This window comes from Cupriavidus sp. 22TCCZM04-2, assembly GCF_057798895.1.
Window position 1 is genome coordinate 144,284 of record NZ_JBYOJS010000002.1, and the last position, 25,787, is coordinate 170,070.

The window sequence follows — 25,787 nt, forward strand, 5'->3', positions numbered from 1 at the left end:
CCAGCCGCTACACTGACAGCATCGTCGGGCAACGGCAGCGAGGAATCCCGTGGAAGACGCGGCATTAACGGCGGCATTGGCGAAGCCGGACGCCTACCCTCATTCGGTCGATAGTGTGCGGGTCATCGAGACCCACATTTCGCGCGTGTTTCTTGCCGGTGACTTCGCCTACAAGGTCCGAAAGCCGGTGCGATTCGACTTCCTGGATTTCTCGACGGCACAAGCGCGCAGTGATGATTGCCAGACCGAGCTTCGGCTGAACCGGCGCGTGGCGCCCGGACTCTATCTCGATGTGGTCCCCATCGTTGCCGGGGACACGGCCGGATCCGTCAAGGTGGAGGGCGCGGGCGTCCCCCTCGAGTACGCCGTCAAGATGCGGCGCTTTGCGCAGCAGGACCTGTTCAGCGAGATGCTGACGGCGAACCGGTTGCAGGTCTCGCATATCGATGCCCTCGCGGTACGGCTGGCCCGGTTCCATCGTGATCAGCCTTGCGCTCGCCTGGAGCAGGGATATGGGACGCCGGCCCGCGTCCGTGCGACCCTCGACGAATGCCTCGGCGGTATCGAGCATCTCGACGACCGTTCCGGGCTATCGACGGAGGTTTCCAGACTGGTTCGCGCTCGCGCGGCCGCCCTTGGCGAGGCGATACAGTCGCGCCTGCAGAGCGGCCATGTGCGCGAATGCCATGGCGACCTGCACCTGGGCAACATCGTATGGCTGGACGGCGAGCCAACGCCATTCGATTGCCTGGAGTTCGATCCGGGCCTGCGCTGGATCGACACCATCAGTGACATGGCCTTTCCTTTCATGGACTTGCTGCATCAGGGGCGGCAGGATCTCGCATACCGCCTGCTCAACGCCTACCTGCAACATTCCGGCGACTACGCGGGGCTGAAGCTCTTGCCGCTCTATGTCGCCATGCGCGCGCTGGTCCGGGCGCGCGTCATGCTTGAACGGGACCATCAGCAAAGCAACAAATTGGACGCATCGATGTCGGCCACGCGCGTGGAATGCCGCAAACTATTGGCCCTGTCATGGCGGGTCCTGGTCCGCCGCGCTGCCACGCTAGTGGTGATGCATGGCTTGTCGGGCAGCGGCAAGTCGACCGTCGCGGCGGGAATCTCGGAAACGGTGGCGATGGTGCGCGTGCGCTCGGACGTCGAGCGCCAGCGGCTGCGCCATGGCGCGCGGGCGACGGATGGTCGATATGACACGAGGGAAACGGATCGCACCTATGAACGCCTGCGGGCCATTTGCCGCATTGGCTGCAGTGCGGGATTCGCGATGATTGCCGACGCCACGTTCCTGTCTTGCCGGCAGCGGGACCGCTTCATGGCGCTGGCGCGCCGTCTCGGCGTGCCGTTCTTCATTGTCCAGTGCGAAGCGCCCGTGGATACGCTGCGAACGCGTATCCTGGCACGGGCCCAGTCAGGCCAGGATGCATCCGAGGCCGACTGCGCCACGCTGGCGTGGCAACTGCGCGTACAGGAGCCCCTGACCGAGGCCCAGCTTGCCTGTGCCGTTCCGGCAAGCCGGTTCATCCCGCCTTTCCTGCCGGCATGACGCGCCGCAGCCTTCCCGCTTGCCTGCGGCCGTCATGCGCCGTGCGGGTCGATCTACTGTGCCATCATTCCGCGGTGCATTCCGGGGCCCGGACCGGCCCCGTTCGGCATACCCGCGCCGTGGCCATCCGGCATCGCCAGCATCATTTCCTGCATGAGCGCGACGTGCTGCTGCGTCGCGTCATAGCACATGCCTGGACCGGCCCCGGGCTTTCCGGCCAGGCCCGCGGTACGCGCTCGAGCGGACCCGTGCATCGTCGCCATGGCATCGCGCATCACGGTGTCCCGTTCGGCCAGCAGCATGCGCCGCTCCTCATCGGAACTGGCGCGCGACAGCCGTTCGCGGATGGCGCGCAGATGCGCGATCTGCGCGTCGAGCTGCGCGGAGGCTTGGGATGCGGCCGCCGGTTCGTCCGGACGCTCCGGCGCGTGACTGCCTTTGTACGTGGCGCGGTCGGTTGCCGGCGCTGCGAACACGCCGGGTGTCCCGGCGGCGGCAACGGCGAGCGCGATGAATAATGAAATGCAATGACGGCTTGCCATGGTGGTTCCTCCTGCTGACCCGAAACGGACTTGTCGCCCTCTGATCAACATAGGCCACTGCGTCCCTGGCAAATTGACCTGCCTCAATCAAGCCCGCGACAAGGTCCCGGGGCGTCGAGGTGGACGTTGTTACTCCAGCGCGTTGCGCCAGCCCCGTAGGGCGGGATAGACGCGGCTTCGCCACACGGCCTGAACCACCGCTGCTTCATCCGCCCCGGTCTTGACCGAGCGCAAGCCGCGGACTGCCGTGCCGTCTAGATTTTGAGGCAGGCGGCGCCGTCCAGATCCGCACGGCCCATTCCACACTCACCGATGCGAGTCTTCCATGAACGACCTGAAGCGACTACCGTACGAGCCCGTCAAAGGCCTGTTGCCACGCCCGGCCGTGGGCGTCAGCGAGCGCGTCATCACGCTGCCCGAGCCGGACCGGACATCGGGCATGCCTCTGATGGGAACCCTCTGGCTGCGCAAGAGCACGCGTGAATTCGACCAGCAACCTGTGCCGCTGAAGCAACTCAGCGAACTGCTGTGGGCGGCCGCGGGCGTCAACCGCTCGCTCGGTGGTGGCCGTACCGCGCCATCGCCCTATGGTGAAACCGTGATTGACGTCTACGTCGCACTGCCCGCAGGTCTCTATCGCTATGACCCGGTGCACCATTGCCTGGAACTGAAGCGCGCTGCCGACTTGCGCAGCATGACGGGCTACCAGGATTTTGTCGGCATGGCGCCGCTTGACCTGGTCTTTGTGGCCAACCATGGCCGCATGCAGGACATGCCGCCGAAACTGCGCGAGACGTTCTCCGCGGCGGCAGCCGGGGCCATGGCGGAGAACGCCTATCTGTACTGCGCATCGGCAGGTCTTGGCGCTGTCGTACGTGGCTGGCTGAACCGGCGGCTGCTCGCCGAGCATATGTCGCTGAACGAGGATGAGGAGCCGATCCTGTCTCAGACCATCGGGCGTGCTGCCTCGCATGTCATTACTAGTCAGGCATGACGCCCGGGATAACCGACCCTTCTTTCAAGGAGAGACTGAAATGATCAAGAACAAGGGAAGCGCGGAGCAAATCCGCAATGAAATCCTGCGTCGCCTGACGGAAAATGCCGACCTTGGCGACGCTTGCCGCAATTCGGAGATTCCGCTGCCGCTGCGTGTCGACCCCGCCACGAACAGCGGGTGCAACTGGCGCATCGAAGAATTCTCTGGCGTCAGGCCGGCATGCCAGGCGGCTGTCAGGGCCATTACCGCGGAAATGATGCGGGAGTACGATCTTCCCTGAACGCCTTCGGTGTCATGTCCCGCGGCCCGGGGGCGCGTACAGAGAGGTGCGCGCCCCTTGTTCTGTGTTGTTTGCGATATGCGAATCCAAGGCGAATCCAGGCGCCGTATCCCGGGCCGCGTCGGGCCCTACCCCTCATCGGAGCACCAAATGCCAGGACATGAACGATCGTATAAGGGATTCCGGATTGTTATTGTCATGCCTGATGCCATGGTACCGGGGGTGTCAAGCTCACACGGCCGCGTCCAGATCAGTGGGCCCGGCCAGGACATCTGTGTGCGCACGGAGGTGCGCTTCACGCCGGACTGGAGTCATTCGCCAGCAACGCCGCAGGAAGCGGAGAACTGGTTATTCGCCTATGCGGCCGGCGCCATCGACTGCGAACTGGCCGGCGGCTTCGGCATGGATCTCAGCCACGAATGAGCCTCAGCCACGAATGAGCATACCTGGCAGGGTCCTCGCTGCGACTTGCGCTTCCGCCTTTCGCAAGGATCCTACGTGCTCCTTCGCTTTTCTGCCGCGGCGAAATAACGAACAAACCATTCGGCCGCAAGCCGCCCTACCTGTTCGAGTGCACCTGGCTCTTCAAACAGGTGGGTCGCCCCGCGAACCACTTCCAGCCGCTTCTCGCAGGATATCCACGCCGTCGCGCGCGCATTGAGGTTGACGATGACCGGATCGGCCTCCCCGACGATCATCAGCAGCGGAGACGCGAGGCGGCAGAGTGCGTCATGGCCTGCCAGGTCGACACGTCCGCCCCTGGACACCACGGCTTCGATGCGCCTATGCGACGGCGTCGTTGCGGCGGCACGCACGGCAGCGGCCGCGCCGGTGCTCGCCCCGAAGTAACCAAGTCGAAGATGACGTTGCCCGGTCAAGCGTTCAATCGATTCTGTCGCGGCGCTGAGCCTGTCGCTCAGCAGCGCAATATCGAAACGCCGCGTCAGGCCAATATCCTCTTCCGGCGTCAGCAGGTCGAACAGCAAGGTACCGATGTCTGCATCATGCAGCTTCGACGCGACCAGGCGGTTGCGCGGGCTATGGCGCGAGCTGCCGGTGCCGTGAGCGAACAGGACAATCTCGCGGGGTGCGTCAGGCAAGGCCAGCTCCCCCGGAAGGACCACGTCATCCGCGTGGATCATTACCTGCTGCGCAGTGACGAGTTTCATTCGCGCCCCTTCTTATTCGGGTGCTCCGGTCAATTCCGGTGCCAGTTCACATGCAGTTCGTCGCGCCCGGGTGCACGCCGGCGTACGGCACCTTGTTTCGCGTTGGCAGCGGCCGCTGGCCGCATAGGAATAAGCTAGGCGCCCGGCCAGGCCGCGACTTAAGCTGGATCAAAGGAAATGCACAAGCGCCCCCGCGAACACAGCGGAGGCCTCCTGCGGCGTTCGTGACGTCGTCGCGCATCGCCGCACTTGCGTTACATCAACGCGCGCGCCGCCATGGCACCTACGGTAGAGCCGTTGCCTGCCTGGATCACGATGCGGGATAAGCCATGCCTGACAAAACACTTATCTTCTACCAGAGCGCGCGGCGCGAGATGCTCCACGGTGTGGAATTGCTGGCCCGGGCCGTCAAGGTCACGCTGGGACCGGGCGGGCGCAATGTCATCGTGGAACGCCGCGACATGGTGCCCCTGGTCGCCAATTCCGGGGTGGTGGTAGCCAAGTCGATCTCGCTGCCCAACTCGTTCGCCGATATGGGCGCCCGACTGCTCTGTGAAGCAGCGGTCCGAACCGGCGAGATCGCCGGCGACGGCACCACGACTGCGACGACCCTTGCCCACGCCATCGTGGCGGAAGGGGTGAAGTACGTCGAGGCCGGACACGACCCGATGCAACTCAAACGAGGCATCGAAGCGGCCGGCAAGCTGGTCTCGGAACATTTGCTGGCCAGTGCAAAGCCGTGCGGCGGTACTGACGAAATGAGGCAAATTGCGACCATCTCGGCCAGCGGCGACCATTCTGTCGGAACGCTGGTCGCCCAGGCCGTGGAACACGTGGGCAAGGACGGCGCCATCAGCGTCGAGGACGGCTCCAAGCTCGACGACGAACTGGTTATTGCCGAAGGCGCACTGGTCGACCGTGGCTACCTGTCTCCACTGTTCGCGACCACGGAGAGCCGCGCTGTCGTGCTCGAGTCTCCGCTGGTGCTCCTTTGCGACGCAAGTATCTCGTCGATCGCACAGTTGCTGCCGATCCTGGAAACGGTGACACGGGCGGGCCGGTCGTTGCTGGTCATCGCCAATGATGTGGAAGGCGAAGCGCTGGCAACGCTGGTCGTCAACAACCTGCGCGGCGCACTGAAGAGTTGCGCGGTAAAGTCCCCGGGCTTTGGCGAATCGCGCACCGAGCAACTGGGGGATCTCGCCGCGCTTACCGGTGCGACCGTGGTGTCGCCGCAGACTGGCACATCCCTCGAGCATGTCGGACTGGAGCAACTGGGCGAGGCACGGCGCGTGGAAATCAACAGGGACGCGACGACGCTGGTGGGCTCCGGCGCCGATGCCTCTCGCGTGGCGGCTCGCATCGCCGTACTGCGCAGCCGGGTTCCCGACGCCCGCTCGGACTACGATCGCGAAGGGCTGCAGCGCCGGATCGCCCGCCTGGCGGGCGGCGTCGCCGTCATCAAGGTCGGCGCGGCAACGGAGAGCGCATTGCAGGAGCGCAAGAGCCGGTTCCAGGACGCCCTGCATGCTACGCGCGCCGCGGTGGACGAGGGCATTGTCGCCGGCGGCGGTGTGGCGTTGCTGCGTGCCCGCACCGTGCTGCAGGACTGGCAAGCGCCAAACGCGGAACAGGCTGCCGGCGCACGTATCGTCCACGCGGCGCTGGCGGCGCCAATGCGGCAGATCGTCGCGAATGCCGGCGCGGACGCCGATGCGGTCGTTCACCGGGTATGCGAGGCGTCGGGCACGCTCGGCTACGATGCCGGGGGCGAGCGCTTTGGCGACATGATCGAGCTCGGCGTGATCGACCCGGTCAAGGTCGTGCGTACCGCGCTGCAGAACGCCGTCTCCATCGCGTCATTGCTGCTCACGACCGACTGCATGATCGCGATCGAGCGCAACCCCCACGGCTCCGCGGAGAACGCTGCCGCGGGGGCCCGCATGTTCGGTGAAGAGTTCTGAGGAAGGCGGCGCGCTGCGGACAGGTTTCTTGCGTCAGAGATTGACCTGGATGTTGTTCTCGACGGAAACGACGCCAGGCGCGGCCCACGCAGCGTTGTACGCGGCTTCACGTTCGGCCCAGGTACGCAGGCTTCCGCCCAGCTTGACGTCGCCTTGGGAGACCGCCACGGTCACGTGGCTGGCGTCGAGTTCGGCCTGGCGCTGGATGGCATCCTTGATGCGCTGGCCCAGTTCCGCCTGGTTGACTAACGGCCGCACGGCGATTGCGTTGTTGACTCCGACCACTCCGAAGAGTCCCGCAACCGCATGCTCGGCCACGGCGCGCTGGTAGTTCCAGTCGACATCACCGGTCAGCGTGACCACGCCATGCTCGACCATGATGCGGACCCGGCCACTCGGCACCATCGCTTGCCAGCCCAGGACATTGGCGGCAGCACGCGCAATGTCGCTGTCGGTGCGCCGCGCTTCGTCCGGCAAGCGCACGTCTAGTTCGACGGCCAGTGCCTTGACGCCGGGAATCCGCTTGACCGCGGCTTCGGCGGCGTACTTTTCGGAGAAGCTGCGCAAGTGGCCGGTAAGCGTGACGATGCTGTCCTGCACTTCCACCCCGATACCGCTCGCATTGACCGCCGGATCCCAGTTCAGCTCTTCGATCACGTCCTGCTTCAGTTGGATATCGCCTTTCATGAGTCCCTCGCCTCGTCGATGATCAGCGAGCGCCCCCGGCATCTGAGGTAGCGTTGCTCGCGTTGGCCTTCCCCTGATTCAGCGTATGCGGTAACTCCTGTCATCTGTTGATATGCGTCAATGGCTCGGCGACACGGTTTCCCAGCCTCCCCCTAAGGCAAGAAACAATGCCGCGGTGTCCTGCAGCCGCTGGGTGTGAGCCTGGATATAGCCGATCGTCGCCTGCTGGTACTGGGCATTGGCAACGAGAAGCTGCAGGTATCCCGCCGTGCCGGCCCGGTAGTTGGCCTGCACCTCGGCCATCAATTCGCCGGCGGCCTGCCGCGCGCGGTCCTGAGCCTCGGCCGTGAGCGCGTCATGTTCCAGGGCACGCAGTGCATCGGCCACCTGGGCAAAGGCCTCCAGCACGACTTGCCGGTAGTTGGCCTGTGCCGACTCGAACTGCGCCTGTGCAGCCTGGCGCCTGAAGTACAGCGTGCCGCCCTGGAACACCGGCGCAAAGGCGGCCGCCGCGATGCCCCAGACGCCGCCGCCGGCGCCCAGCAAGCTCCCGGGCTGTACGCCTTCGCGGCCGTAACTGGCACTCAGGACAATGTTCGGGAGCATCGCGGCCGTTGCCACGCCAACTTGAGCCGCGGCTACGTGCAGTTCTGCCTGCGCGGCGAGCACGTCTGGCCTGTGCCGGACGAGATCGGAAGGCAGCATGCGCGGCAGGTCGGACGGCAACACCAGCGAATTGAGCGAAAGGACCAGTGGCTCCGCCTCGGACGGGAAGCGCCCGGCCAGCGTCGCGCCAAGGTGATCCGCCTGATCGACGCGTTGCGCCAGCGGAGGAAGTGTTGCCTCCAGCGCCCCAAGCTGGCTCAGCAGACTCAGTTCGCTGGCGTGGGTCGCCATGCCGGCGCTGACCTGCGCGCGCGTGACGTCGACTTGCTCGCGTACGATTTTCACCAGCGTATCCGTGGCAGCGATCTGGGCGGCATAGCCGGCGCGCGCGATCGCGGTACTGACCAGTGTGCCGGTCAGCGTAAGCCAGGCCGCACCAACGGCGTAGCGCTGCACTTGCGCTTGCGCCGCCAGGGCTTCCACCGCCCGGCGGTTGCCGCCAAACGGGTCCAGCGCATAGCTGACGGTGGCGCCGAGCGTGAAGACATTGAATATGCCGGAAGGGGCACTGCTTCCCAACCGGGCGGGCGTCGTCGTCTGTCGCGACGCCTGCGCCTGTGCCGCAACCTGCGGATAGAACACGCCGGCGCCGGAACGCACCGCCGCGTCGGCGTGCCGCAGGTTCGCTTCGGCGATCTGCAGGCTGGGATTCGCGGCCAACGCGCCATTCACGGCCCGGTCCAGCTCCGCACTGCCAAACATGCGCCACCAGTCGGCTGGCACCGTCGCGCCGGCAACAAAGTGCTGGGCCCGGCCGTCACCGGCAGGCGTGCTGCTGGCGTCCCCACCGCGGACATACTGTGAAATGGCAGGCTCCTCAGGCGGTACAAAGTCGGGCCCCACCGCGCAGCCGCAAAGCGCCACGGCCAGCACGGCCATCGGAGGAATCCGCATGGGCCAATGCCGGTTCACGGTGTCCCGCCCAGATACACATCGACCAATTGCCCCGGGTAGATGGGCGGCTGCGCAGGAGGCCTGAAGCGGAAAATCACCGGCAGTACGCGTACGTCGACTCGTTCCGCCCTCTGGTCCGAGAGCTGGATCTTCGGCGTCAGGTATGGCTGCACCCGGACAAATTCCAGCGCGATGCTGGTGTCCGTGCCGCGCACGAACATGCGGGCCTGCATGCCGCGGCCAGGTTTCAGCCGGTGCACGAGGATCTCGTCGACATAGACGCGAACCCCGAGCCAGTCCTGCTGGCTGCTCAGCACAGCAACAGGCTGGCTTCCCTGCGTATACGTGTTGTACGTCCCTTGAGGCGATACATAGGCACCGACGGCCGAATTGATCGAAAGCACCACGCCATCCATCGGCGCGCGCACAACATACTTGCGCAGCAAGGCGTCCGCCGCGTCGGCCGCCTTTCGCAGCGCATCGCGCTGCTTCTCCTGGTTGCGTATGTCGAACGTCCAGGCGCCGGCGCGCGTCAGCGCGAGCTGCCGACTGGCTACCACCAGGCCGCTGCGCGCGACATGCACGGCGTTGGCGGCATTGTCCATGGCGTCCTGGCTGACCGACCTGGTGTCGAAGTCCCGCGACTTGCGCAGCTTGTCGTACTGGTCTTCCACGGTCTTGAGGCTTGCCGCCGCGGCATCAGCCTGCGCCTTGGCGACTTCAAGCGTCTCCTTTCGCGGCTGAGCCAGCAATTGCGCGAGTTGTGCCTCGGCGGCGTCTGCCTGCGCACTCTGTTGCGCCGCCAGCGCGCGCTGCACCGAGTCCTCAATGGCCAGCAATTCATCGCCGCGCCTGACGGCCTGGCCTTCATGCACGACGATACGCAGTACCGTTCCCGCTACCTCGGGGTAGACGTTGACGTTGGCACCGCTGTCCTGCTGGCTTTCCACGATGCCGTTTGCATAAATGCCACTGCGATAGGGATTGGCGGCCGGTTGAAACACCGGCGGAAGTGGCGGCTTCTGCTGGGCATAAATGATCGCGGCGGACACGCCGACCAGTGCGCCCAACGCCGATATCAGAAAAAGCCAGCGGTTCTTCTTCACTGTGCGGCCCCTATTTCTATCGCCTTCAGCCGACCATCCTCCATGTCGAGGATGCGCGAGGCCATATCGAGAATGCGCGCATCGTGCGTGACGATGACAATGCAGCGACGCTCGCTCAGGATTTCCTTGCGGATGAAGCTCATGATTGTGCGACCGGTCTCGCCATCCAGCGACGCGGTGGGTTCGTCGAGAATCAGGATGTCGGGCTGGCTGACGATGGCGCGAGCGATCGCGACACGTTGCTGTTCGCCGCCGCTGAGCTTGACGGGGTGCAACTGCGCCCGGTTCTCCAGGCCGACAATCCGCAGATACTTGCGCGCCTCTGACAGGGCCTCATGCCAGCGGTACCGGCGCAAGACCAGCGGAATGGCGACGTTCTCCAGCGTCGTAAGGCGCGGAAAGAGGTGATAGTCCTGGAACACGAACCCGACCTTGGCGAGGCGGAAGGCGGCCAGTTCGTCATCGTCCAGATTCCACACATCGACGCCGTCCATCAGCACGCGCCCGCCGTCCGGCCGCAGGATGCCCGAGATGACGCTGAGCAGCGTCGTCTTGCCGCTGCCGGAGGGACCGACAATGAACAGCATCTCGCCGAAGTAGGCGTCGAAGCTCACGGCCCGCAACGCGTGGGTACGGGCCTCTCCCTCGCCGAACCATTTTTCGATGCGCTGCGCCGAGATGGCGACGTGTGCCATGATCACGCCCGGAAAATATCGAACGGCTCGATGTGCAGCACCTTCCGTACGCCGATATAGCCCGAGATGCCGGCGATCACGATCACCATGGCCAGCGCAAGCCCGAGGTTGTAGAAGGTGATCACCGCCGCGTAGTTGGGGATTCGCAACCGCACCAGGGCTATCAGGACCGTACACAGGCCGATGCCAAGTCCATAGCCCGTCAGGGACACGAAGGTCGCCTGGAACAGGATCATCGCCACCAGCTCGTGCCCCTTTGCACCGATGGCTTTGAGGGCACCGAACTTCTCCAGGTTCTCGACGATGAAGGTGTAGAAGGTCTGCCCCGAAATCGACAGTCCGACGATAAAGCTGATGACCGTCATCAGCAGGATATTGGTGCCCAGGCCGGTCTGGTACTTGTAGAAATCGGCGATGCGGTCGACGAACTGCGCCTTCGTCAGCGCAATATAGCCCAGTCGGCTGACAGCTTGCTGGATCCGCAACGTGTCTTCCGGCGCCTTTGGCTCCACCAGGATGTACGAGATGGTGTAGCGGGCCGTTGGCAGGTACTGGATCGCGCGCCGGTACGTGGTGTAGAGGGTGGGGACGCCAAACAGCCCGCTGGTCGATACCTCGGCCAGTCCGACAATCACGCCACGATGGTCATTGATCTCGAAAGCCGTGCCGACATCGGGATTCTCGAGCTTGCGAAACTCGGCGTCCTTCACCACAAGAAAGGCATTCTCGGCAAAGATGTCTTCGATGCTGCCGCGTATGACGCGCGGACGGCCGAATAGGCTGGTGTCGTCGATGCCGAGCACCGTCACGGGCTGATAGCTTCCGCTCGAAAGACGTACTAGCGCACCGCCCGAATACAGTGGCACCGCAAAGCGTACGCCGTCGATGCTTCGCACGGCGTCCAGCACATAGTCCGGCATCCCGATGGTGTTTGCCACCGTGTTGACGGCCGGATCCATGACCCAGATGCTGGCGCCGATGTTGAAGACGGTCGATGACGACCGGTTCAGAACCCCGGCAAAGAGCGAGGTCATCTCGATCATCAGGAACACCGAGAATGTGATGCCGACCAGCAGACCGGTGAACTTGGCACGGTCGTTGACCAGCAGCTTGTAAGCCAGCAGCAGGATGCCCGGAATCGCAGCGCGTTGCGGCGGGTCCGGGGAATGGTGAGAAGGATCGACGTCATCGGCCGGCATGTTCACGTCTCAGCGCGCGTTCAGGCGGACAATGACCTGAGCCCTGTCGATGCATTGCATGTTGCTTTCCTTGTATGGCGCGACGGCCCTTGGCGTCGCGGGGAAACAGGTGGCGCTGTCCGCGGTGTTCGCTGTACAGCGCGCTGTTTCGGCTTCATGGCCAGTGGCGTGGCGGTGTACGCTTGGCGGTGTCTGCAACGGCATGGCTCGCGGCCCCGCGATACGCCTGCGCGATGGCAATGCGAATCGCCATGCCTTCACTGTAACCCTGTTCCAGCAGCGCATTGGCGATCGCGATCGACTTCGCCCTGACCTGTGGTGGAAGGTTCTTCATCGAGTTCGGGAAGTAACCGGAATTCCAAGGCATCGCGCATCCTGCTTGGTCGGGAAGATGCGCGCCAGCGCCGCATCTTTCCCTTGCGCTCAGGACAATTCCAGATCGTCCACCACGGCGCCAACTCCGGGCGCAGACCAGGCCGCACCGACTGCCGCCAGTCGCTCCGCGCGAGAACCCACGCGGCCGCTCAGCGTCACCGTCCCATCTCTCATCGATACACTGATGTGCTTCGCTTCACGTTCGGCATGTCGACGCAATGCGGCTTCGATTCGTTCGACCACATCGTCGGGGGCGGGGCGCACCCGCATCTTGATCTGGTTTGTGACACCCGTCACGCCGCGCAGTTGCGACACGGTACGCTCGGCAAGCTTGCGCTGGTAACCCCACTCCACCTCGCCGGATAACGTTACCCGGCCGCTCTCGACGCGCAGCTTGATCGCGTCGTCAGGCACATGAACGTGCCATTGCAGTGCGTCCCGTGCGGCAATAGCAATCGCTTCATCGCTGAACTCGCCAGTGGGCTTGATATCGAGGTTCACCACCACTGCACGCACGCCCGACACCTTTTCGGCGGCGTGCTCGGCGGCAAGCTTCTCGGCATAGCTGGGCAGGTGGCCGCTGAGCGTTACCAAGCCTTCGCGTACCTCGACGCCGATGGCGGCCGCGTCGATGGCGGGATCCCAGTCCAGCTCTTCCGTGACTTCCTTCTTGAGTTGAAGATCAGTTTTCATGGAAAAATCTCACAACATGGTGTTGCGGAACGGCGTTCGATGCGCCTGTGCGGCAAGGGATCGTACCGTTCCGGCAGAGTTCAGACATGAAGCGCCGATCGTGTATGACCGGTGCGCTCACGTTCCTGCTCATTGCGGATAATCGTGGAGAGCATGCCCCACTCTGCCGCCATGGCGCCAACAATATCGTCCAGCGAGACCACACCGACGAGCGCCTCACCATCGAGCACGCCGAGCCGGCGCACGCCGTGGGCAAGCATCAACTGCATCGCATCGGCGACGCTGTTGTTTCGGCCCACGGTGTGCAGACCGCTTGTCATGAAGTCGCCAACGGGATTGCGACAAGGGTCTGCCCCCGCGGCCGTGCTGCCCAGCACAATATCCCGATCGGTCAGGACGCCGGCGACGCGAGTTCCTGATGGTGTTGCTTCCGTCACAATCAATGACCCCACATGCTGGTCGCGCATCTGCACTGCCGCCTCCTGCAAGGTGCAGGAAAGCGGGATATGGACTGGTTCACGTGTACAGACCTCGTCGATTCTCATTGCCGCACTCCTTTGCCAATCACCGGTTCACTTCACGGTAATCCGCTGTTGGGGGGATGTTTCTTTCTTGGGCAGGACCACGCGCAGCACACCATTGTCGTAGGTCGCATCGACCTTGCTCTCGTCGATGCTCGCGTCGAGCGTAAAGGCACGCTGCATCGAGCCACTGTAGCGCTCGCGCCGGATCACGCGCTCGCCGTCTTTTTGCTCGGAGGACTTTTCCACCTTTGCGCTGATCATCACCGTGCCACGGTCCACGGATACGTCGATGTCCTCCTTTTTCACGCCGGGCAACTCCGCAGCCAGGGTGTAGGCGCCGTCCGATTCCGACACATCGACCTTGAATGCCAGTCCGTTATCGGCAGTCCCGCGGAACGAGCGCAGCATGCCCTGCAGCATGTCGCTGATAGGTTCGACAGAAAACGGTTCATAGTGCCTGAGGTTGGTCATGGTGATCTCCTTGAAGACTCGAACAGAACCGGAAAGGCCGGCTGCTTCCAGATTGGCAGTTGAGCGCCGCGCTCGTTTGTTCTGCATCAAGATCGCCGCATCGAATTCGATGCGGCGCTGGAGCGGCTTTGCGAAGTCGGAATCCGCCGCGACGCTGTCAGGTAAATCTGACAAGGCCGGCTTCAAGCCTGACACCAGTCTCAGCCCCGCCTGATTTCGAAAGGCGCGGCCGGCGACGATACTGCTGACATGAGCAACCGCACCCGACTCCACGCCCTGACTGTCTACATTCTCGAGCACGCGGGCCCCATCAGGACACGGCAACTGCGTTTGCTCAAGGCTGTCGCCGGCATGCAAGTTGTCGGAGCGGGTACGGATGCCGAAGCCGACTTGCCGGCACTCGAGGCGCTTCGCCCCGATGTCGTGCTGGTCGGACTGCGCACCGGACAAACCCTGCGGCACGTCCGGTTGCTGACAGTAAGACTGCCGGAAAGCACCTTGATCGTGCTGTCCAACAGCGGGTCTGCGCTGATGCGCAAGGCCTGCCTGCGGGCCGGTGGAAGCTACTGCTTCGACAAGACGCTGGAAGTCGACAAACTGCGCACCGCTCTGCTGGACATTTCCGGCGCAGCACAAAGAAGCAGCAAACCATAGAAGTACCGGGCTTCCGGGGCAGGCAGACGTGCCCCTGACAGCACCGCCATCTGGAGACAACGATGTTCGGAACCAGCGATTCACCTTCGGCCGACCTCGAACACAACGCGATCAGCGCCCCCGTTGACCGCCATGCAAGGCTGTCGACTGAAAACGCAATCAAGCCGGGTGCCCAGTGTTCCACCTGCATGCTGCGGCACATCTGCATGGCATCCAACCTCGACGAGACGGACGTAGTGCGCCTGAACAGCGTGGTGAGCAACTGGAAGATGGTCAGGCAAGGGCAAGCGCTCTACCGCGCTGGAGATCCGTTCCAGAGCATCTACGCGCTGCGTTCGGGCTCGATCAAGACCGTGCTCTCTCACCCGAGCGGGCGCGAATACGTGTCCGGCTTCTTCCTTCCCGGCGAAACGCTTGGCCTTGACGGCATTTCGACAGAGGTCCACACCTGCGACGCCATCGCCCTGGAAGACAGCGCCGTCTGCGTGATCCCGTTCCACCTGCTGGAAGCCCTCTGCCGCGAAGTCAAATCGCTGCAGCAACAGGTCCACAAGATGATGAGCGCCGAAATCGTCCGCGAGACCGGACAGATGATGCTGCTCGGCAACCTCACGGCGGAACAACGCGTGGCAGCATTCCTGCTCAACATCTCGCGTCGCCTGCAGCGCAGAGGCTATTCGCCGACTTGCTTCACGTTGCGCATGACGCGCGAGGACATCGGCAGCTATCTGGGCATGACCCTGGAGACCGCAAGCCGCACGCTGTCGCGCTTCCAGCAGGAAGGACTGATTCGGGTACAGGGCAAGCAGATCGAACTGCTGAATCTCGAGGCGCTCGATCTGCGATAAGCCGATGACTCTACCCTTGCCCGTCGGCGGGATAGCGCGATGCTGGCCAACGAGTTGAAACTTGCTGCCGGGGAAGGCCAGGGTTCCGAGCCCCTGGCCTACAAGCCGCTCGGCATCGATACCTGGCAGGAGTATGTCATCTACCTCCACCCCGACTGCCCCGTGTGCCGGGCCGAAGGCTTCGCCGCGCAGGCACGGGTGCAGGTGCGGATCGGCGACGCCAGCATCCTTGCGACGCTGAACCTGGTTGGCGCGCCATTGCTTGATACCGCAGAGGCCAGTCTTTCCGCCAGCGCGGCGCAGGCGCTGGCAGCGCGCGCCGGCGATATGGTGACGGTCAGTCACGCACCAGCCCTGGAATCCGTACGCGCCTTGCGCGCGAAGATCTACGGCCGCCGGCTTGACGGCGCACAGATCGAGTCGATCGTCAGCGATATTTCGGCGGGACGGTACCCGGATGTGTATATCTCCGCATTCCTGGCCGCGTGTGCAGATGGGCGCATGAACCGTCGGGAAACCGTGGACCTGACGCGGGCCATGGTCCATTCGGGCGAGCGCCTGGCATGGGGTGGGGCCATTGTTGCCGACAAGCACTGCGTCGGCGGCTTGCCCGGCAACCGCACCACGCCGATTGTCGTGGCAATCGCGGCGGCAGGAGGCCTGGTCTTGCCGAAGACATCTTCCCGGGCGATCACCTCTCCAGCCGGCACGGCAGACACGATGGAGACATTGACCCGTGTGGCGCTCAGTGCAGCGGAACTGCGCCACGTCGTGGAGCGAGTCGGGGCGTCGCTGGTCTGGGGCGGCGCGCTGAACCTGAGTCCGGCCGACGATATCCTGATCCGCGTGGAACGCGCCCTCGATATCGACAGCGACGCGCAGCTGGTTGCCTCCATCCTGTCCAAGAAGGTTGCGGCTGGCTCGACGCACGTCCTGATCGACGTGCCCGTGGGCCCCACTGCCAAGGTGCGCGAGGACAGGGACCTGGAGCGACTCGAAGCCGCGATGCGGCATGTGGCGGAGGCGTTCGGCCTGCACATCCTGATGGTCAGGACCGACGGAACCCAGCCGGTCGGAAAGGGCATCGGCCCCGCGCTGGAGGCGCGCGACGTCCTGGCGGTACTCCAGCGCACGGTGGCGGCGCCGCCCGACCTGCGCGAGCGCTCGGTCATGCTCGCGGGCGCGCTGCTGGAGTTCTGCGGAGCAGCCCCAAAGGGCACGGGCGAAAAAGCCGCCGGCCAGCTACTCGACAGCGGCGCGGCCTGGCGCAAGTTCCAGGCAATCTGCGAAGCGCAGGGCGGCTTGCGCGTCCCGGGCGAAGCCATCTTTCGCCGCGACATCGTCGCTCCCCACCGCGGCCGGGTGATCGACATCGACAACCGCCACATCGCCCGCACCGCAAAGCTGGCAGGCGCTCCGATGCGGCAGGTGGCTGGCATCGAGATGCGGGTACGGGTCAACGACGAAGTCCGCGCCGGACAGCCGCTGTTCACGGTCCATGCCCAGGCTTCGGGCGAACTCGATTACTCGTGCAGCTATGCGCTGGCACACCCTGCGGTCTCCATCGAACCGCACTGAGAAGAGCGCGCATGCATGGGGGCGTGCGTGCCTCAGATGTCCTCTTCCTCGTCGAACAGATGGTTGCGCATGGCATAGCGCAGCAGCGCCGCCTCACTGGGCACATGCATCTTTTCCATCAGCCGCATCTTGTAGGTACTGACCGTCTTGACGCTCACGCACAGCGCGGTCGCGATCGCGGTCAGCGGCTCGCCCAGCACCAGCCGCCGATAGACTTCGAGTTCCCGGTCCGACAGACGCAGGTGCGGTGCTTCGTCCTGATGTTCCTGCAGGCTGGTCGCCAGCTTGCCAGCAATCGCCTGGCTGACGTAGGTGCCGCCGGCGGCGACCTGGTTGATCGCGGAAACCAGCTCGGTAGCGGCGCTTTCCTTGGTCAGATAGCCCGCCGCGCCGGCCTGGAACGCGCGCACGATGTATTGCTGTTCCGCATGCATGGTCAGTACCAGGATGCGCAGCGCCGGTTGTTCGTCCCGCAACAGGCGGATCAATTCAAGTCCACTGCGGCCAGGCATCGAGAGGTCGAGCAGCAGCACCTGCGGCGCGCAGTCGCGCACCAGCTTCATGACCTGGGTGCCGTCGGCGGCTTCGCCTACCACATCGAATTTTCCGGCGCGCTCCAGAATGTGCTTGAGACCGTCGCGCACGACTGCATGGTCATCGGCAATGAGCACGCGCGTCATTTCATATCCCTTTTTTCCAGCGGAATCTTTACGGTCAGGCGGAAGCCCTTGCCCGGTTCACTGTCGACCACGATCGCGCCGCCCAGCAACCGTGCACGCTCCCGGATTCCTAGCAGCCCCAGCGATTTGCGTGCCTCTTTTCCAGCGGGCTTCTTGTCCCAGCCGCCACCATTGTCCTCGACCCGCAACTCGATCTGCCCGTCCGTCTGAGCAAGTGAAACATCGACGGCCGTTGCGTCAGCGTGTCGGACGACATTGCTAAGCGCCTCCTGCACAATGCGAAACATGGCGATAGCGGTCTGCTCCGGAACGTCCGCGTCCACGCCATCCACACTCACCGGCAGCCCATACCGGCTGGAAAAATCATTGGCCAGCCACTCGATGGCGGTCAGCATGCCGAGCTCGTCAAGCAGAGCTGGCCGCAGATCGCTGGCAATGCGGCGAACCGACGCGACCGTGTCGTCAATGACGGCGTTCATGCCGGTGATGTCGGCGAGGATTCCGTCGGTGTCTCTGCCCTCGCCGACATCGGCGGCAAGCATGGTCATGTCCATCTTCAGCGCGCTCAGCCGCTGGCCCAGGTCATCATGGAGTTCGCGCGCGATGCGGCGCTTCTCTTCTTCCCGCGTGGCGAGGATGCTGTCCGAAAGCTGCTGCAGTTCCTCTCGCGATCGGCGCAGCGCCTGCTCGGCACCTACGCGTTCCGTGATATCGCGCAGCATCACCGTATAGAGGCTGACACCGCCGTCCGAGATCTGTGAAATCGATGCCTCGATGGGAAACTCGCTGCCATCGCGGCGCAGCGCATAGAGTGCGCGCTGGCGTCCCATCTGGCGATCCGATACCCCCGTCGCGCCGAACCGGCGCACATGCGCGTCGTGCGCAGCGCGAAAGCGCTCGGGAATGAAATCGCCAAGCGGCCGGCCCATCGCCTGTTCGGCCGACCAGCCGAACAAGGTTTCCGCCATGGGATTGAAGAGGATGACGTGCTGGGCACTGTCCACCGTGATGATGGCCTCCATCGAGGACCGGATGATGCCGGCCAGCCGCGCTTCGCTTTCCCTGATCCGTTGGAGGCTGGCACGCATGACCTCCTCGGCGCGGGCCCTTTCCGTGATGTCGCGCAGCATGACCGTAAAGAGCCGCGAGCCGCGGTGCGTCGTTTGCGAAATCGATGCCTCGATCGGAAATTCGGTGCCATCGCGGCGCAGCGCGAAGAGCGCGCGCTGGCGTCCCATCTGGCGATCCGACACGCCTGTGATGCCAAACCGGCGCACATGCGCCTCATGCGCCGCACGGAAGCGCTCCGGAATGAAGTCTGTCAGCGGCCGTCCGATCGCCTGTTCGGCTGGCCGTCCGAACAACCTTTCGGCCATGGGATTAAACAATACTACGCGCTGGTCGGCGTCGACGGAAATGATGGCCTCCATGGACGAGCGAATGATCCCGGCCAGCTGGGCCTGGCTGTTCTGCGGCCGGCGCAATGCGCCGCCTGCGCGACGTCGGCCCCCGCGCATCCGGATCGAATAGGTACTTCGCCCCTTGGACATACCTGGCGCCCTGACCGCACATTGCTGAACAATCCTGAACAGAATATAGGAGTGCCGACGCCAAGTGCAACCGGCCAGTGGCCGGCTTGCCGATGAAGAGGTGCCGTGGCAGGGATCCCGCCTTCAGTCCAGGTCGAGGTATCTCGAAAGCATCCTTCGAACCGCAAAGGTAACCAAGAGATACATGGTCAGGATCGGCACCAGAATCGTCCATATGTATGAAGAGGGCTCCTGCAAATGGAGTACAGCCGCCAACGGAGAATATGGAAGCCAGATGCCGAGCACGCATATGGCGCCCGTGGCCGCCTGCAGGGCATGGCTCGCACGGCTTTCGACGAACGGGATCCTGCTAGTGCGGATGATATGCACAACCAGGGTCTGGGAGAGCAGCGACTCCAGGAACCAGCCAGTCTGAAACACAGGTGCATCGACGGGGCTGTTGGCGCCGATCCACCAGTAGAGCGCCGCGAAGGTCAGATAGTCGAAGACTGAACTGATCGGGCCCAGGCACAGGATATAGCGGCGAACCCTGGCGACCTCCCAGCGGCACGGCCTGCCAAGTGCGCTGTCATCCACGTTGTCCGTCGGCAAGGCGGTTTGCGAGATGTCATACAGCAGGTTGTTGGTCAGCAACTGAATGGGTGCCATGGGAAGGAAAGGCAGCCATGCGCTTGCGCCCAGTACGCTGAAGATATTCCCGAAGTTGGAACTGGCACCCATGCGCAGGTACTTGAGCAGGTTGGCGAACACGCGCCGGCCCTCCACGACGCCGTCGTACAGCACCGTCAGGCTTTTTTCCAGCAGGATGACGCCGGCCGACTCCTTGGCGATGTCCACCGCGTTATCGACCGAGATGCCAACATCGGCCGCCTTGAGTGCCGGGCCGTCATTGATTCCGTCCCCAAGCACGCCCACCACCCGGCCCTGTGCACGCAGCGCCCGCACCAGTGCCTCCTTGTGTGCGGGGTTGAGCCTTGCAAACAGGATATTGTCCCTTGCCGCCTCGGCCAGTTCCGCCGGCGTGAGCCGGTCCAGATCCCTGCCGAGGACAACACGCCCGGCGGGCAGGCCGACCATGCGGCAAACCTTGCTGGTGATCGTGGGGCTGTCTCCGGTCAGTATCTTGACCTCGATGCCGCTCTTGCGCAGCGCGGCTAACGCAGCGGCAGCGCTGTCCTTCGGCGGGTCGATGAATGCGATATAGCCGACCAGTTCCATGCCGGCCTCATCCGCAATACCGTAGGCATGCGACGGATCTGCGGTCGGCAGGCGTTTGCTGGCGATAGCTATGACCCGGTAGCCGTCCTCGTTCAGCAGCTCGCTTTGCCGCATCAGGCCGGCCCGGTGGGCGACATCCAGCGCGACCACCGTATCGCCGATCCTCGCCGTGGCGCTGGCATCGAACACTTCCTCCACGGCGCCCTTGCAGATCAGCAGACGCCTTTCATCTCCCGGCTGGCTGCTCTCCACCACGACCGACATGCGCCGCCGGGTGAAATCAAACGGGATCTCGTCGACCAGACGCCATTGTTCATGGATGCCGATGCGTTTGCCAACCTCCTCGTGCTGGAGCACCGCCACATCGAGCAGATTGCGCAAGCCGGACTGAAAGAAGCTGTTGAGATAAGCAAGCTCCAGCACCTGCTCGCTTTCCTTGCCGCTCAGGTTGAGATGATGCTTCAGGATGACGCGGTCCTGCGTCAGCGTTCCGGTCTTGTCGGTGCACAGCACATCCATCGCGCCGAGGTTCTGGATTGCGCTCAGGCGCTTGACGATGACCTTGCGCCTGGACATCACCAGCGCGCCCTTGGCCAGGTTCACCGTGACCAGCATAGGCAGCATCTCGGGCGTCAGGCCGACACCGACAGCGACGGCAAAGAGCAGGGCTTCGAACCAATCCCCTTTGGTCAGGCCGTTGATGACGAATACCAGTGGCGCCATCACGACGATGATGCCCAGCATCAAGCGGCTGATTTGCCCCAGCCCCTCGTCAAACGCAGTCGGCGGCTCGCGCGCAGCGATGGAGCCGGCAACGTGGCCGAACACCGCATGGCGGCCCGTCAGCACGACCAGTGCCGTTGCGGTGCCGCTCACGACCGCAGTGCCCATCAGTGCCAGGTTCGCAATGTCGCCGGCCGTCTCGCCGCTCGCACCATTCACGGCAAACTTCTCCACCGGCATCGATTCACCGGTGAGCGCAGCCTGGTTCACAAACAGATCCTTGGCGGTCAGCAGGCGTACATCGGCCGGGACGAGGTCTCCCGCAGCAAGGTGGATGACATCGCCCGGCACCAGCTCGGCGATAGGGATGTCGCCGGTTTGCCCCTGCGCTCCGGCCGCTGGCCGGCGCCGCACGGCAATGATGGTGTGCACCATCGCCCGCAGTGCGGCGGCCGCCTTGCCTGAGCGGCTCTCCTGCCACGTCGCCAGCCCCACGCTCAGCGCCACCATGCATATGATGACCAATGCGGCCTGCCAGTCATGGATGAGACCGGACAAGGCAGCGAGGCTGAGCAGCATCAGGTTCAACGGATTGCGCAGCCGGCCGAGAAGATCGGGCACGAAGCGATGCTGTTGCTCCGTGGCGATCTGGTTGGCGCCATGTTCGCGCCTGCGCGCCGGCACTTCCCCGTCAATCAGCCCTTGCTCGTCTGAGGAGAGCGCAGCGAGCGCTTGTAGGCCACTGCCTGCTGCGACCTGGGCCAGCAACGGCGGAACATCACTGGAGGGCGTGCGGATGGCGTGACGGCCTGCAGCGGTTGCCGTGCCGGCCGATTCGCTCAAGGCTGCGCCAGAGGTGGCCCCCGCGACCTTCATTGGCATGGAGGACCGTAAGCTCAGGCCGCGTCCTCAGCCCTGACAAGCAATACCGGCACCGGACACTGACGCACGAGACTTTCGGCCACACTTCCGAGCAGCAACCGGCTCACCCCGTGACGGCCATGCGTGCCGAGCACCACGAGTTCGGCGGCACTGCTCTCGACAAGCTGGCGGATCTGGTGGGCGATGTCGCCCAGCGCGAGAATCTCGTCTTTCATGACGGTCTGGCAGCGTACATGCCTGGCCTTCGCTTTTTCCTGCGCCTCGGCTAGCAGCGCTTCGCCGCCCTTGATCAGTCCGGCACGCAGATCGGTCAGGTCAACGTATCCCATGTCATATTTCAGGTAGCCGTTGTCAATCACGTGGACGGCCTGCAGTTCGGCGTCGCAGACGGCGGCCAGTCCGATCGCATGGTCCAGGGCCAGGTCGCTGCAGTGGCTGCCATCGACAGCCACCAGTATCTTTTTGTACATTGGGTCTCTCCTTCATGGTGGCCACAGGGCAATGGCCGGAAACTAGGCCTCCCTGGGCGATATCCACGCTGGCCTTACGATGGCTTCGGGCGTTGTCTGGCGCGTGCGCAGTGCCGCGGCGAATGCAGCCAGCGGTTCAGTGGCTGCACCGCTCTGCACATCGCGCTGCTTCAGCACCAGGGCTGGCGCCGGTGTCTTGCCGGTCAGGAAGGCAATGTCGTCCTCCGCGCGGAAGCCGCCACGCGACGCCATGACGCAGACCGCGGACAGGGAACTGGAGAACGGCGCCTGGTCCAGCAGGAACTTGCGCATGGGCGCCGCCAGCCGCCCGAGCCATACCGGTGCGACGACAACCACATGAGCGCAGTCGCCGGGCAGCGGCCCTTCGTAGCGGTATGCCGGCCTGCGATGCAGCAGCATGTCGAGCACGCAGCGCAAATCTCCGTACAAGCCGGCCCTCGGCTTCTCGTCCCGAACTTCTGCTCGCTCCCAGCCGGTGTAGGCCGACAAGGCCTCCGCGACTTGCCTGGCTGTGCCGGTCCGTGAGTAATACACGATCAGGCTTTCCGATTTTTCCGACATGAGAGACTCCTCGCCCGACGCCGGTCGCTCCGGCCCATGCATGGAATGCTAGGAAGCTGCCGCGAAGCCCAGTTGATGCATGTCAATCTATCGGGATTGGCCAGCGCCTGCCTTTTTCGGGATTCGGCCGTACCTTCAATTTGACATGCATCAATCCGCAATGGGTGGCCTGCTCTAGGATTTCCAACAGCATTTTTCCTGTCACCCAAAGGAGTCAAGGATGTCCGCGACCAACGACCCGACTTTTGAAATGATTCGCAGCGGCCATGAAGCGGCGCTGCGTGCCCTGATCCTGATGGAGGAGACCCGGCAGGCAATGCTGAAACTCCAAGTCAAGGCCCTGGAAGACGACATCAAGGGTGGCCAGCGCATGCTCACGGCCATGTCCGCTGCGCCCGACTGGAACGCCTTTCACGGCTTACCGACCAAGATGCTTGCAGAGCAAATCGAACGCAATGCGGAATTCGCCCGCGCGGCGGGCAAGCTTTCCGTCGAAGCGGCATCCGGCTTTCTTGAACACCTTCGCGCCGGCACGGAACATTGGGCCGCGTCCCAGCGCAACGCACTTGGCGCAGGTAGCGGTTTGACCCCGCCACTGACCGACCTCAAGGGCATCTTCGACAACGTCAGCCAGATCATGACGTGGCCGGTCGGGCAAGCAAGCCGCGAGCCCGCAGCCACTGCAGCGGGGAGCTGAACCCGTGCCCGTACAAAGGGTCGCCCTGGTGACCGGGGGAATGGGCGGGCTCGGGGAAGCCATTGCAATCCGCCTGCTGGCCGACGGCATGCGGGTGCGACTCGAATGGTGACCAGCATGCCCGCCGACATTCTAGAAAAGCATGTACTTCCCCAGATTCCGATGGGCCGGCTCGGCCAGCCTGAAGAAGTGGCGGCGCTGATTTCTTACCTGTGCTCACCGGAGAGCGCCTTTGTCACGGGCGCAAACTTCCCGATCAACGGCGGACAGCACCTTCAATGAAACCCAAGGAAGCGTTCCTGACAACTATCCCCGGGGGAACAGCGGCGGAATGCCCAACGGCTTCGGATGAGCCGGCATACCGGGACTTCGACCGACAGGTCCGCGCAGCACTGGCACGCGTCACCGGCGGCGTATCGCTGATTTCGCTTGGCCTGGCGGGTACGGACTGGCTGCTCCAGTCGGCGATTGCGCCGGGCAAGGTCACCCATGCGGTGGTCGAGGCAGGACGTCAGTGCCTGGCGGATGCCGTTAGCTGGCTGCCGTTCGCCGATTCGCCGCCCGCCATGACACCGACCGATTCGCGCTTCGCGGACAACGGCTGGGAGGCCTGGCCCTTCCGCGGCTGGCGCGACAGCTTCCTCCGTAATGAAGCATTCTGGCAGTCGCTGACCAGCGGCGTGAACGGCTTGTCTCGCCACCACGAGCGTCTGGCGGCGTTCTGCGCGCGGCAGTGGATCGACATGTGCTCGCCGGGCAATGTCTGGTGGATGAACCCCGCCGTCATTCGCGAGGCGCAACGCACCCGGGGCACGAATTTCATACAAGGTCTTCGGCACTGGGCCGAAGATTTCGCCGATGTGGTCGGCAACCTGCCAGGTACCGCTGCCCGGCCGCCCGCGTTGGCCTACCTGCCGGGCAAGGATGTCGCGGTCACCCCTGGCAAGGTTGTGTTCCGCAATGCGCTGCTCGAGCTGATCCAGTACGCCCCCACCAGCGCGCAGGTGTGGCGGGAGCCCGTGTTGATCGTGCCATCATGGATCATGAAATACTACATCCTGGACTTGCAGCCGCAAGACTCGCTGGTCCGCTACCTTGTCAGCCGCGGGCACACGGTCTTCATGATTTCGTGGAAGAACCCCGGGGAGGACGCTCGCGACCAAGGCTTGCAGGACTATCTGCATGACGGCATTCTTGCCGCCCTCTACGTTGCGCAGGCTCGCTGCGACGGCGCCAGCGTCCACATGGCGGGGTACTGCCTGGGCGGGACCCTGCTGGCGATCTGCGCGGCAAAGCTCGCGCGCGATGCTGACGGCGAACCGCTCGCGACGATCACGCTATTCGCCACCGAGACCGACTTCACCGAACCCGGCGAACTGGGCTTGTTCATCGACAAGAGCGCCGTGGACACGCTGGACGCCCTGATGTGGAGCCAGGGCTATCTCGATGGGCCCCAGATGACCTCGGCATTTCAGATGCTCAACTCCCGTGATTTGGTCTGGTCGCGCATGATGAGCGAATACCTGCTGGGAAAGCGCCTGCGCGCCAATGACCTCATTTCGTGGAACCGGGATACCACCCGCCTGCCCCACCGCCTGCATTCGGATTGCCTGCACAAGCTGTTCCTGTCAAATGAGCTGGCCGAAGGAAAGCTGTGTGTCGGCGGCCGCCCTGTCGCGCTGTCGGACCTGAACCGGCCAATCTTCATGGTCGGGACCGAGCACGACCACGTATCGCCGTGGCGCTCGGTCTATAAGCTCCACTTGTTCGCACGGACGGCCCTGACGTTCGTGCTCACGTCAGGCGGGCACAACGCGGGCATCGTCTCCGAACCAGACCATCCGCGGCGACGGTTCCGCATCTCGACGCGTGTGCCCGGCGCTCCGTACCTCAGCCCGGAACGGTTCCTTGCCGAGGCAGGGCACCACGCTGGCTCATGGTGGTCCGCATGGAGCGACTGGCTTGCCAGTGCGTCGTCCGAGCAGTGCCGCGCACGCGATCCGGCTCCGCATGCCCTGTGCGATGCACCAGGCAAGTACGTGCATGAGCGGTGATCGCCAGTGCCGGTGCCTGAACTGG

Annotated in this window: 26 protein-coding genes and 1 pseudogene; 11 read left to right on the forward strand and 16 right to left on the reverse strand. The window is 64.1% G+C overall.

Annotated features, from left to right (window positions below; translation table 11 throughout):
* The first annotated feature begins 49 nt into the window (after positions 1-49).
* Positions 50-1,564, forward strand: a complete 1,515-nt coding sequence (locus tag AC3FKG_RS04005; protein ID WP_488742473.1) for a bifunctional aminoglycoside phosphotransferase/ATP-binding protein — start codon at positions 50-52, stop codon at positions 1,562-1,564.
* 53 nt (positions 1,565-1,617) lie between these two features.
* On the opposite strand, the gene AC3FKG_RS04010 is transcribed toward AC3FKG_RS04005, so the two are convergent.
* Positions 1,618-2,157, reverse strand: a complete 540-nt coding sequence (locus AC3FKG_RS04010; RefSeq protein WP_488742474.1) for a hypothetical protein — start codon at positions 2,155-2,157, stop codon at positions 1,618-1,620.
* A 274-nt stretch (positions 2,158-2,431) separates the two neighbouring features.
* Here AC3FKG_RS04010 and AC3FKG_RS04015 point away from each other — a divergent pair, with 274 nt between their 5' ends.
* The 3 genes from AC3FKG_RS04015 to AC3FKG_RS04025 all read left to right on the forward strand — a co-directional run bounded on the left by AC3FKG_RS04015 (position 2,432) and on the right by AC3FKG_RS04025 (position 3,806).
* Complete coding sequence (locus tag AC3FKG_RS04015; protein ID WP_483713082.1) at positions 2,432-3,100, forward strand: SagB/ThcOx family dehydrogenase; 669 nt, start codon at positions 2,432-2,434, stop codon at positions 3,098-3,100.
* Positions 3,101-3,140: 40 nt separating this feature from the next.
* Positions 3,141-3,383 carry a hypothetical protein gene (locus AC3FKG_RS04020; protein ID WP_488742475.1) on the forward strand — a complete coding sequence of 81 codons (243 nt, stop codon included), beginning with the start codon at positions 3,141-3,143 and terminating at the stop codon, positions 3,381-3,383.
* A 198-nt stretch (positions 3,384-3,581) separates the two neighbouring features.
* On the forward strand, positions 3,582-3,806 hold the full coding sequence (locus AC3FKG_RS04025; RefSeq protein WP_488742476.1) for a hypothetical protein: 225 nt from the start codon (positions 3,582-3,584) through the stop codon (positions 3,804-3,806).
* A 71-nt stretch (positions 3,807-3,877) separates the two neighbouring features.
* Here AC3FKG_RS04025 and AC3FKG_RS04030 read toward each other — a convergent pair whose 3' ends face one another.
* Positions 3,878-4,552, reverse strand: a complete 675-nt coding sequence (locus AC3FKG_RS04030) for a dienelactone hydrolase family protein (RefSeq protein WP_483713079.1) — start codon at positions 4,550-4,552, stop codon at positions 3,878-3,880.
* Between the two features lie 329 nt (positions 4,553-4,881).
* On the opposite strand from AC3FKG_RS04030, the gene groL reads away from it, so the two are divergent.
* Positions 4,882-6,516 (forward strand): chaperonin GroEL, encoded by a 1,635-nt coding sequence (gene groL / locus AC3FKG_RS04035; RefSeq protein ID WP_488742477.1) that lies wholly within the window; start codon positions 4,882-4,884, stop codon positions 6,514-6,516.
* Between the two features lie 33 nt (positions 6,517-6,549).
* On the opposite strand, the gene AC3FKG_RS04040 is transcribed toward groL, so the two are convergent.
* The 9 genes from AC3FKG_RS04040 to AC3FKG_RS04080 all read right to left on the reverse strand — a co-directional run bounded on the left by AC3FKG_RS04040 (position 6,550) and on the right by AC3FKG_RS04080 (position 13,826).
* Entirely contained in the window at positions 6,550-7,203 is a 654-nt protein-coding gene (locus tag AC3FKG_RS04040; RefSeq protein ID WP_488742478.1) for a BON domain-containing protein, read from the reverse strand.
* Positions 7,204-7,320: 117 nt separating this feature from the next.
* The gene (locus AC3FKG_RS04045; protein WP_488742479.1) at positions 7,321-8,763 is read right to left on the reverse strand and encodes an efflux transporter outer membrane subunit; all 1,443 of its coding nucleotides are present in this window, start codon (positions 8,761-8,763) and stop codon (positions 7,321-7,323) included.
* Positions 8,764-8,777: 14 nt separating this feature from the next.
* The gene (locus tag AC3FKG_RS04050; RefSeq protein ID WP_483713074.1) at positions 8,778-9,869 is read right to left on the reverse strand and encodes an HlyD family secretion protein; all 1,092 of its coding nucleotides are present in this window, start codon (positions 9,867-9,869) and stop codon (positions 8,778-8,780) included.
* On the reverse strand, positions 9,866-10,564 hold the full coding sequence (locus AC3FKG_RS04055; RefSeq protein ID WP_488742480.1) for an ABC transporter ATP-binding protein: 699 nt from the start codon (positions 10,562-10,564) through the stop codon (positions 9,866-9,868). The genes AC3FKG_RS04050 and AC3FKG_RS04055 overlap by 4 nt, the downstream gene beginning before the upstream one ends.
* A gap of 2 nt (positions 10,565-10,566) precedes the next feature.
* Positions 10,567-11,703: an ABC transporter permease gene (locus AC3FKG_RS04060; RefSeq protein ID WP_483714442.1), complete on the reverse strand. Its 1,137-nt coding sequence runs from the start codon at positions 11,701-11,703 to the stop codon at positions 10,567-10,569.
* Positions 11,704-11,917: 214 nt separating this feature from the next.
* Positions 11,918-12,130, reverse strand: coding sequence for a DUF2188 domain-containing protein (locus AC3FKG_RS04065; protein ID WP_488742481.1), 213 nt, complete (start codon positions 12,128-12,130; stop codon positions 11,918-11,920).
* A gap of 56 nt (positions 12,131-12,186) precedes the next feature.
* Positions 12,187-12,831, reverse strand: a complete 645-nt coding sequence (locus AC3FKG_RS04070; protein ID WP_488742482.1) for a BON domain-containing protein — start codon at positions 12,829-12,831, stop codon at positions 12,187-12,189.
* 80 nt (positions 12,832-12,911) lie between these two features.
* Positions 12,912-13,376 (reverse strand): CBS domain-containing protein, encoded by a 465-nt coding sequence (locus AC3FKG_RS04075; RefSeq protein WP_488742483.1) that lies wholly within the window; start codon positions 13,374-13,376, stop codon positions 12,912-12,914.
* 27 nt (positions 13,377-13,403) lie between these two features.
* Positions 13,404-13,826: an Hsp20/alpha crystallin family protein gene (locus tag AC3FKG_RS04080; RefSeq protein WP_483714441.1), complete on the reverse strand. Its 423-nt coding sequence runs from the start codon at positions 13,824-13,826 to the stop codon at positions 13,404-13,406.
* A gap of 249 nt (positions 13,827-14,075) precedes the next feature.
* Between AC3FKG_RS04080 and AC3FKG_RS04085 the strand changes: the two genes are divergently transcribed.
* The 3 genes from AC3FKG_RS04085 (at position 14,076) to AC3FKG_RS04095 (ending at position 16,906) form a co-directional block, all read left to right on the forward strand.
* A complete protein-coding gene (locus AC3FKG_RS04085; protein WP_488742484.1) occupies positions 14,076-14,480 on the forward strand; it encodes a response regulator in 405 nt (134 codons plus the stop codon).
* A gap of 62 nt (positions 14,481-14,542) precedes the next feature.
* Positions 14,543-15,328 (forward strand): helix-turn-helix domain-containing protein, encoded by a 786-nt coding sequence (locus AC3FKG_RS04090; protein WP_488742485.1) that lies wholly within the window; start codon positions 14,543-14,545, stop codon positions 15,326-15,328.
* A gap of 39 nt (positions 15,329-15,367) precedes the next feature.
* Positions 15,368-16,906 (forward strand): thymidine phosphorylase family protein, encoded by a 1,539-nt coding sequence (locus tag AC3FKG_RS04095; protein WP_483713065.1) that lies wholly within the window; start codon positions 15,368-15,370, stop codon positions 16,904-16,906.
* Positions 16,907-16,938: 32 nt separating this feature from the next.
* Here AC3FKG_RS04095 and AC3FKG_RS04100 read toward each other — a convergent pair whose 3' ends face one another.
* The 5 genes from AC3FKG_RS04100 to AC3FKG_RS04120 form a co-directional block, all read right to left on the reverse strand.
* Complete coding sequence (locus AC3FKG_RS04100) at positions 16,939-17,586, reverse strand: response regulator (RefSeq protein WP_483713064.1); 648 nt, start codon at positions 17,584-17,586, stop codon at positions 16,939-16,941.
* Positions 17,583-19,136: a PAS domain-containing sensor histidine kinase gene (locus tag AC3FKG_RS04105; protein ID WP_483713063.1), complete on the reverse strand. Its 1,554-nt coding sequence runs from the start codon at positions 19,134-19,136 to the stop codon at positions 17,583-17,585. The genes AC3FKG_RS04100 and AC3FKG_RS04105 overlap by 4 nt, the downstream gene beginning before the upstream one ends.
* Before the next feature lie 123 nt (positions 19,137-19,259).
* A complete protein-coding gene (gene mgtA / locus AC3FKG_RS04110) occupies positions 19,260-21,920 on the reverse strand; it encodes a magnesium-translocating P-type ATPase (protein WP_488742486.1) in 2,661 nt (886 codons plus the stop codon).
* 53 nt (positions 21,921-21,973) lie between these two features.
* Positions 21,974-22,429, reverse strand: coding sequence for a universal stress protein (locus AC3FKG_RS04115; protein WP_483713061.1), 456 nt, complete (start codon positions 22,427-22,429; stop codon positions 21,974-21,976).
* 42 nt (positions 22,430-22,471) lie between these two features.
* Positions 22,472-23,011, reverse strand: a complete 540-nt coding sequence (locus AC3FKG_RS04120; protein WP_483713060.1) for a flavodoxin family protein — start codon at positions 23,009-23,011, stop codon at positions 22,472-22,474.
* A gap of 220 nt (positions 23,012-23,231) precedes the next feature.
* Between AC3FKG_RS04120 and AC3FKG_RS04125 the strand changes: the two genes are divergently transcribed.
* The 3 genes and pseudogenes from AC3FKG_RS04125 to AC3FKG_RS04135 all read left to right on the forward strand — a co-directional run bounded on the left by AC3FKG_RS04125 (position 23,232) and on the right by AC3FKG_RS04135 (position 25,762).
* Positions 23,232-23,708 carry a hypothetical protein gene (locus tag AC3FKG_RS04125; protein WP_483713059.1) on the forward strand — a complete coding sequence of 159 codons (477 nt, stop codon included), beginning with the start codon at positions 23,232-23,234 and terminating at the stop codon, positions 23,706-23,708.
* A gap of 96 nt (positions 23,709-23,804) precedes the next feature.
* Positions 23,805-23,990: pseudogene (locus tag AC3FKG_RS04130) on the forward strand (SDR family oxidoreductase); the annotation flags it as partial.
* Positions 23,987-25,762, forward strand: a complete 1,776-nt coding sequence (locus tag AC3FKG_RS04135; protein WP_488742649.1) for a PHA/PHB synthase family protein — start codon at positions 23,987-23,989, stop codon at positions 25,760-25,762. The pseudogene AC3FKG_RS04130 and the gene AC3FKG_RS04135, both read left to right, overlap by 4 nt.
* Positions 25,763-25,787: the final 25 nt, after the last annotated feature.

Coding starts and splice junctions, on each gene's coding strand:
- AC3FKG_RS04100 (WP_483713064.1), bottom strand. CDS start 17,586: ATGACGCGCGTGCTCATTGCCGATGACCATGCAGTCGTGCGCGACGGT.
- AC3FKG_RS04120 (WP_483713060.1), bottom strand. CDS start 23,011: ATGTCGGAAAAATCGGAAAGCCTGATCGTGTATTACTCACGGACCGGC.
- AC3FKG_RS04065 (WP_488742481.1), bottom strand. CDS start 12,130: ATGCCTTGGAATTCCGGTTACTTCCCGAACTCGATGAAGAACCTTCCA.
- AC3FKG_RS04115 (WP_483713061.1), bottom strand. CDS start 22,429: ATGTACAAAAAGATACTGGTGGCTGTCGATGGCAGCCACTGCAGCGAC.
- AC3FKG_RS04025 (WP_488742476.1), top strand. CDS start 3,582: ATGCCTGATGCCATGGTACCGGGGGTGTCAAGCTCACACGGCCGCGTC.
- AC3FKG_RS04055 (WP_488742480.1), bottom strand. CDS start 10,564: ATGGCACACGTCGCCATCTCGGCGCAGCGCATCGAAAAATGGTTCGGC.
- AC3FKG_RS04020 (WP_488742475.1), top strand. CDS start 3,141: ATGATCAAGAACAAGGGAAGCGCGGAGCAAATCCGCAATGAAATCCTG.
- AC3FKG_RS04080 (WP_483714441.1), bottom strand. CDS start 13,826: ATGACCAACCTCAGGCACTATGAACCGTTTTCTGTCGAACCTATCAGC.
- AC3FKG_RS04075 (WP_488742483.1), bottom strand. CDS start 13,376: ATGAGAATCGACGAGGTCTGTACACGTGAACCAGTCCATATCCCGCTT.
- AC3FKG_RS04135 (WP_488742649.1), top strand. CDS start 23,987: ATGAAACCCAAGGAAGCGTTCCTGACAACTATCCCCGGGGGAACAGCG.
- AC3FKG_RS04045 (WP_488742479.1), bottom strand. CDS start 8,763: ATGCGGATTCCTCCGATGGCCGTGCTGGCCGTGGCGCTTTGCGGCTGC.
- AC3FKG_RS04090 (WP_488742485.1), top strand. CDS start 14,543: ATGTTCGGAACCAGCGATTCACCTTCGGCCGACCTCGAACACAACGCG.
- AC3FKG_RS04105 (WP_483713063.1), bottom strand. CDS start 19,136: ATGTCCAAGGGGCGAAGTACCTATTCGATCCGGATGCGCGGGGGCCGA.
- groL (WP_488742477.1), top strand. CDS start 4,882: ATGCCTGACAAAACACTTATCTTCTACCAGAGCGCGCGGCGCGAGATG.
- AC3FKG_RS04015 (WP_483713082.1), top strand. CDS start 2,432: ATGAACGACCTGAAGCGACTACCGTACGAGCCCGTCAAAGGCCTGTTG.
- AC3FKG_RS04085 (WP_488742484.1), top strand. CDS start 14,076: ATGAGCAACCGCACCCGACTCCACGCCCTGACTGTCTACATTCTCGAG.
- AC3FKG_RS04010 (WP_488742474.1), bottom strand. CDS start 2,157: ATGTTGATCAGAGGGCGACAAGTCCGTTTCGGGTCAGCAGGAGGAACC.
- AC3FKG_RS04095 (WP_483713065.1), top strand. CDS start 15,368: ATGCTGGCCAACGAGTTGAAACTTGCTGCCGGGGAAGGCCAGGGTTCC.
- AC3FKG_RS04125 (WP_483713059.1), top strand. CDS start 23,232: ATGTCCGCGACCAACGACCCGACTTTTGAAATGATTCGCAGCGGCCAT.
- AC3FKG_RS04070 (WP_488742482.1), bottom strand. CDS start 12,831: ATGAAAACTGATCTTCAACTCAAGAAGGAAGTCACGGAAGAGCTGGAC.
- AC3FKG_RS04040 (WP_488742478.1), bottom strand. CDS start 7,203: ATGAAAGGCGATATCCAACTGAAGCAGGACGTGATCGAAGAGCTGAAC.
- AC3FKG_RS04030 (WP_483713079.1), bottom strand. CDS start 4,552: ATGAAACTCGTCACTGCGCAGCAGGTAATGATCCACGCGGATGACGTG.